The following is a 5,845-nucleotide window of genomic DNA, read 5'->3' as shown; positions in this document are numbered from 1 at the left end:
GGGCGATAGTGTATCTGGTGGCCATATTCATGATACACAAGATTAGTGGAATTATAGCAGTAGTGGGAATAGTACTGTTGGTTTTCATGGCGGTATGGAATGAGCTGGCAACGAAAAAGATAGTTCAGGAGTCTACCGAGGAAAACGTTCGAAATACCAGTTACATAGACGTTGCTAGCCGCAATTCTGAAGTGCTGGAAGCAATGGGTATGATAAAGCAAATAGTTTCCGAGTGGTCCAGTAAGAACGATCGCAATAGGGCTTTGCAAATGAAGGCACAGAGTAGGTCGAACATAATACTAGGCATCACAAAGTTCATACGTTCTGTCCTACAAATTTCGGTTATTGGGGTTGGTGCGTGGTTGGCAATAAATGGACACAAAACAGCTGGGGGTATAATAGCATCATCCATTCTTATGGGAAGAGCTCTTGCACCATTTGAGGCTGCTATCAATACCTGGAAAATGTTGTTGTCCGCTAGAATATCATATAGAAGGCTGCAGACGCTGTTATTACTGGCACCTAAGAGGGAGCAATCAATGACATTGCCCACGCCCAAGGGTTCGGTGCTTTTTGAAAGAGTATTTTTCACCCCATATGGTAGCAACAAACCCACGATAAAAGGGATATCTTTTTCCGTTGATCCCGGTTCAATTGTGGGAATCATTGGGGCGAGTGCCTCGGGAAAATCCACGCTAGCGAAGCTTATAGTGGGTGTTTGGAAACCCATTTCTGGTGTAGTTAGATTAGATGGTGCCGATGTATACACTTGGAATCGTGAAGATTTTGGTAAGCATGTTGGGTACCTTCCGCAAGACGTAGAATTATTTAACGCTTCTGTGAAGACTAACATAGCAAGGATGGCCCCTGATCCTGATTCGGCAAAGGTAATAAAAGCGGCTACTATTGCCGGCATACATGAGCTAATACTACAATTGCCCAATGGGTATGACACAATCATAGGAAGTGGTGGTGTAGTTCTGTCTGGTGGACAAAAGCAGATGGTGGGCCTAGCTAGGGCATTCTATGGTGATGTCAGATTGCTTGTTTTGGACGAGCCAAATGCAAACCTGGACGGTAAGGCGGAAATGAAATTAATACAAGCTCTCAGGTATGCTAAAACTCAAGGTATCACTACATTTGTTGTCACGCATAAGGTGCAGCTTTTAAATGCCGTAGATCAGGTTCTTGTCATGGAAGACGGCATGATGAACGCCATGGGAAGCAAGGAAGAGATCTTGGGCAAAGTTTCTCCCAGTCAGAATCGTATGTCAACTCAGGCTAATAGTGGCACAGCCAAGAGTGGTCCGCAATCTACACCCGGTATCATAGCTCCTATACCTGTATCTAAAGGGGAAATATCCTCCAGTGGGGATGCTGTTCGGGGTGTAGGTACTGAGCAAAGTGGTGAAAGTGCGCAAGCGAAAGATGTCGCTTCTAATAAGGCATCTACGTCAACGAAGAGTATAGACTTTGGTGAAGGTGCTCAGGCAAAGGATGTTGATTCCCTTAAGGCAGCTGTCCCTGCTAAGAGCGCGGCAAATACTGCTGCTGTAAATACAGATTTGGATGATACTCCGATTCAAGCGGCGGATGTGCCAAAACCATTGCGTAAGTCTGCATCGAAGGCTAGGGCATCTAAAAGCAATGGTGAAGATACTGAGCAAAGTGGTGAAAGTGCGCAAGCGAAAGATGTCGCTTCTAATAAGGCATCTACATCAACAAAGAGTATAGACTTTGGTGAGGGTGCTCAGACGAAGGGTGTCACTTCTCGTAAGACGGCTGTCTCTACTAAGAGTGTGGCAAGTACTGCTGCTGTAAATACAGATTTAGATGATACTCCGATTCAAGCAGCTAATGCGCAAAAACCACTGCGTAGGAAGAAAAGTCACGCATCCGAAGACAAAACCGTGGCTGCTGTAAGGAAGAAAAGTGTGAGCAAGAGTGAGCCTGTTGATAAAGAGAATTGAAAAAGTTCTTTCAGAAGGCTCCTGGGAGTAGAGGGTGTTAGCTTATTAAGGAGAGAGTATTCTCTTCAAGAGTGTTGGTAATGCTTTTCTTTTTGTTAACAGTTATGTGTAATATGTTAGGGGAGAAAGTGGTAAGAAGGTTTATGGCAAGGGCTGTTGTTATAGAAAAATTTGGAGAAGCTGGAGTTCTCAAATACGTGGACAGGGACATTGGTGAACCTGGGATAGGAGAGGTTTTGATTGAACACACGGCGATAGGTCTCAATCGCTACGATGTAGAATGCAGAGCGGGGTTAAGGAAAGTAGGGGGATTTCCTTTCGTGCCCGGTGTGCAGGGAGTAGGAATTGTTAAGCAAGTTGGCGCTGATGTAGAAGCCATAGGTGTTGGTGATAAGGTGGGGTATTGTACCGCTCCTGGCGGCGCGTACTCTGATACAAGGATAATACACCAGAGATACTTGTTTAGGATTCCTGATGATATCAATGAGCAGGTAGTTGCTGCTGGTATGTTTAAGGCTATGGCGGCACACTATCTAACGCACAGAATATACGATGTGCGCCCGGGGACTCACGCGCTAGTAACTGGTGTTAGCGGAGGTGTTGGAAATATTTTATGCCAATGGGCCGTCTACAAGGGGTGCAAGGTCATAGGAACTGTGAATTCAGAACGTGGTACCATAGTGGCAAAACAGTCCGGATGTTCTCATGTTTTCGATAGTAAAGATGAGAATGCTATTAAGGAAATAATGAGTATAACATCCGGTAGGGGGGTCAATGTTGTTTACGACTCTATAGGTGCTGAAGCCAGTAAGATGGGGTTCAGCGTGTTGGGGATGTTCGGACTATATGTAGCCTTCGGACACATTACTGGGGCTATCTCCGGTATCAGTGCTTATACGCTTAGCAAAAGATCCTGGTTTATGGCGTCACCTCTACTACATCATTATAAGAGCTCAAGACTTGAGCTGGGGCTTACTGCTATGGAAATTTTCGAAATGTTACGTAGAGGTCACCTCAAGATAGAGGTCGGGAAGACTTATAAGTTTGATGACATAGTAAAGGCCCACAAAGACGTTGAAGGAAGGGCTTTTCAGGGGTTAGGAATCATAGTTTTCTGATATTCAGAACGACATGCTATGCGTTGTCTTCAACACATAGAACGTCTGCGTTGTCTCTAAACATTGGGTGGAGCGGTGTATTGCGTTTTGTGAACATGTCAGCGCAGGAACTCGTTATTACGCTATACCACGATTTGTCGCTCGGGATGCCTATCCCAGCAATGTAGAGCTCATCCGCTGCTCTTGTCATTGCAACATATAAGAGTCTTAGATATTCATTGTATTCCTCATGTTTTTTCGTAGTCTTCAAAGCGATGCACTGGCGGTTGTTTTCTGATGCACACCAAATAGGTGCCCCATCTTGACTGAACACTACCTGAGTATCGCACTTGGGAACACTAGTAGTGTCAGGAAGGAATACAATGGGGGATTGCATGCCTTTTGCGCTGTGGATTGTCATTATGCGAACCCCGTCTTTCGGGGAAGTTATGTCATTCTTTATTACGGGATTGGCCTTTTTTATCCAATTAATGAAGATTTCCAGCGTTCCTGTATTGGACTCCATAAACTTCACTATTGTGCTTACAAACTCATCTATGATTTCTTCACAAAAGTCGCCAAAGTGACTAACAAGCTGTTTCCTGTGCTTTGACAAAATGAGAGAGTATAGATCAAGTGTATTGCGGGTTTTTGAGATAGATATCAGCCATTTTAGGTAATCAACCGTGTGCTTATCAGACGATGATAGCTGAAGTTTTTCCCATAGAGAAAGCGAACCTGTCCCAACGCTTACAACATTGAATAACGATGTTTCGGTGTACTGAAGCATGGGAGATCGCAGCAAAGCTGCCAGCGCCAGGTCATTTTGAGGAAATAGCAGAAATTCACCAAAATTTACAAGGTGTTTTACCGCTATGTGATCCATTATGTTAATTCTATCTCTACCCACTACTGGGATATTAGCCTTTTTGAGCTCACAGCTCATTTGATCTACAAAAATGCTCCTGTGACGGACTAATATGAGTATATCTCCAGGTTTTACACTACGATTCTGTGAGATTAGTTGTCTACCGCTGGTTATCCAAGAATTTATCGTATGTGCAATTGTTTGTGCCAGTAACAAGGTATTCTGACTCTTGACTATTGGTGTATTAGGCACATCCCACGCGTAAATTTTCTTTTGTCTCTCTACAGTGGGTATGGGCCATACATGAACGCTACCATGCTCGTGTATTCTGTGTGCGTGATGTTTTATTTCGTTAGATTTAAATGATATTTGTTCTCGCAAGCTATTAGATACCTTGTCAACCACAGAAAGTATCGCGGGGGTGGAACGAAACGACCTGCTAAGATCCAGATTTATGGGGTTATTGCTCTTCTTTATGAAGTACTGGTACATGTAGTGGAAATAATCTGGGCGTGCATTTTGAAAGCCGTATATAGACTGCTTTACATCTCCAACTACGAACAACGTACGCATAGTGTCACTTGTGCTCAATCCTGAGAAGAAATCAGTGCAAACCGCGGCTATTATCAACCATTGTTCTAAGCTGTTATCTTGAGATTCGTCCACCAAGACATGATCTACTTTGCCATCTAGATAGTAGAGCGCCATGTCTCTAGATTTTGGGTCTGACATGAGTTTCTGTGAGATGCTTATTATGTCCTGATAGTCGAGGTATTTATTGGTTTTCTTGTCCTGATTATATAAGCACAAAAAATAGTGTACGATATGAAGCATGTGATACGTACGCATCGATATACGTTGCGTATAAAATTTTTCTGCAAACTCCCTGATCTTATCCTGTTCGGCGAGTATGGTATCTTGCAACATTGGGTATAAGTTCAATACTTTTTTGCTTGCGATACTTGAGATATCCTTATTTTCCAAAGATGATCTATCAATAAAAATGGAGATGTATGCTCCTATTTGGTTAATGGATGGATTTGTTGTATTTTTCCATGTCCGCATTTTAGAACTGATTCTTTGATCCTGAATTCCTCCACATGCCAGCGCGTCCATCAACTCCTCCGGACATGGAATGTCACTTGCAGATATTTCAGGCAATATGGGCGGTTCTGCGGGCAGTGTTATGTCGCGAGTTTTTGTTATGATTTTATATATAGTGTCGTATAAAGTATTCTCCTTTAAGTCTGTTGAAAGTTGAGATAAATGTTCTGCTATAGGATCGCTGTTTAGTAGTAGCTTAGAAAAAATCTCAGGGTAAGACTCATCTAGGTCCTTTATAGAAAAGTCAGGATGAATTCCTGTTTCTGCGGGAAATGCGGACACAAGAGAATGGCAAAACCCGTGGATTGTCTGCACTTTTAGTAGGGTATGTAAGTTTAGAAACAGACCTCGTGCTGTATTGCAAAATTTGGGGGACATTTCTGGATTGTATACCTTCTGTATAATGTCGATAAGTTCCTTATCTGATAGGTACATCCACTCTCTTGTTATGTTATAGATTCTCTCTGTAATCTCGTGTGCCGCAGAATTCGTGAATGTAATACACAGTATGTTACGCTGACCAGACGTTAGGAGTCTTATCACCCTGTGCACGAGCATTCTAGTCTTTCCCGTGCCCGCTGATGCATTTATCCAAACCAAATCGTGGGCGGGATCAGTCGCGGCTCTATAGTGATTGTCAAGCAGATAATTGTTATCTGAGTCCATATTTTACTTTGTATTAGTGGTAAAATTACGCTTTACAGGTAAAATTGCGCTAACCTTGTTAGAGAGTAACGTAGGATGATAGCTGTGAGGAGTTTTTTTTTCTGTGCACTATGTACTGTTTTGTGCGCTTTGCACAGTGA

At 43.0% G+C, this 5,845-nt stretch carries 3 protein-coding genes; 2 read left to right on the top strand and 1 reads right to left on the bottom strand.

Going from position 1 to position 5,845, the window contains the following annotated elements:
- Positions 1 to 1,970, top strand: a 1,970-nt coding sequence (locus R4I06_RS04210) for a type I secretion system permease/ATPase (protein WP_334414327.1), incomplete at its 5' end; no start/stop codon positions are given.
- Positions 1,971 to 2,113: 143 nt separating this feature from the next.
- On the top strand, positions 2,114 to 3,088 hold the full coding sequence (locus R4I06_RS04205) for a quinone oxidoreductase family protein (protein ID WP_334414328.1): 975 nt from the start codon (positions 2,114 to 2,116) through the stop codon (positions 3,086 to 3,088).
- A 16-nt stretch (positions 3,089 to 3,104) separates the two neighbouring features.
- Here R4I06_RS04205 and R4I06_RS04200 read toward each other — a convergent pair whose 3' ends face one another.
- The gene (locus R4I06_RS04200; RefSeq protein ID WP_334414326.1) at positions 3,105 to 5,705 is read right to left on the bottom strand and encodes a UvrD-helicase domain-containing protein; all 2,601 of its coding nucleotides are present in this window, start codon (positions 5,703 to 5,705) and stop codon (positions 3,105 to 3,107) included.
- Between the last annotated feature and the right edge of the window lie 140 nt (positions 5,706 to 5,845).

It is taken from the genome of Anaplasma bovis, from assembly GCF_036903315.1.
Classification (GTDB): domain Bacteria; phylum Pseudomonadota; class Alphaproteobacteria; order Rickettsiales; family Anaplasmataceae; genus Anaplasma; species Anaplasma bovis.
This window is presented reverse-complemented; position numbering and strand designations above follow the sequence as displayed.

What these genes read in the sequence shown, in the direction of transcription:
- R4I06_RS04205 (WP_334414328.1), top strand. Translation starts at nt 2,114, where the DNA reads ATGGCAAGGGCTGTTGTTATAGAAAAATTTGGAGAAGCTGGAGTTCTC.
- R4I06_RS04200 (WP_334414326.1), bottom strand. Translation starts at nt 5,705, where the DNA reads ATGGACTCAGATAACAATTATCTGCTTGACAATCACTATAGAGCCGCG.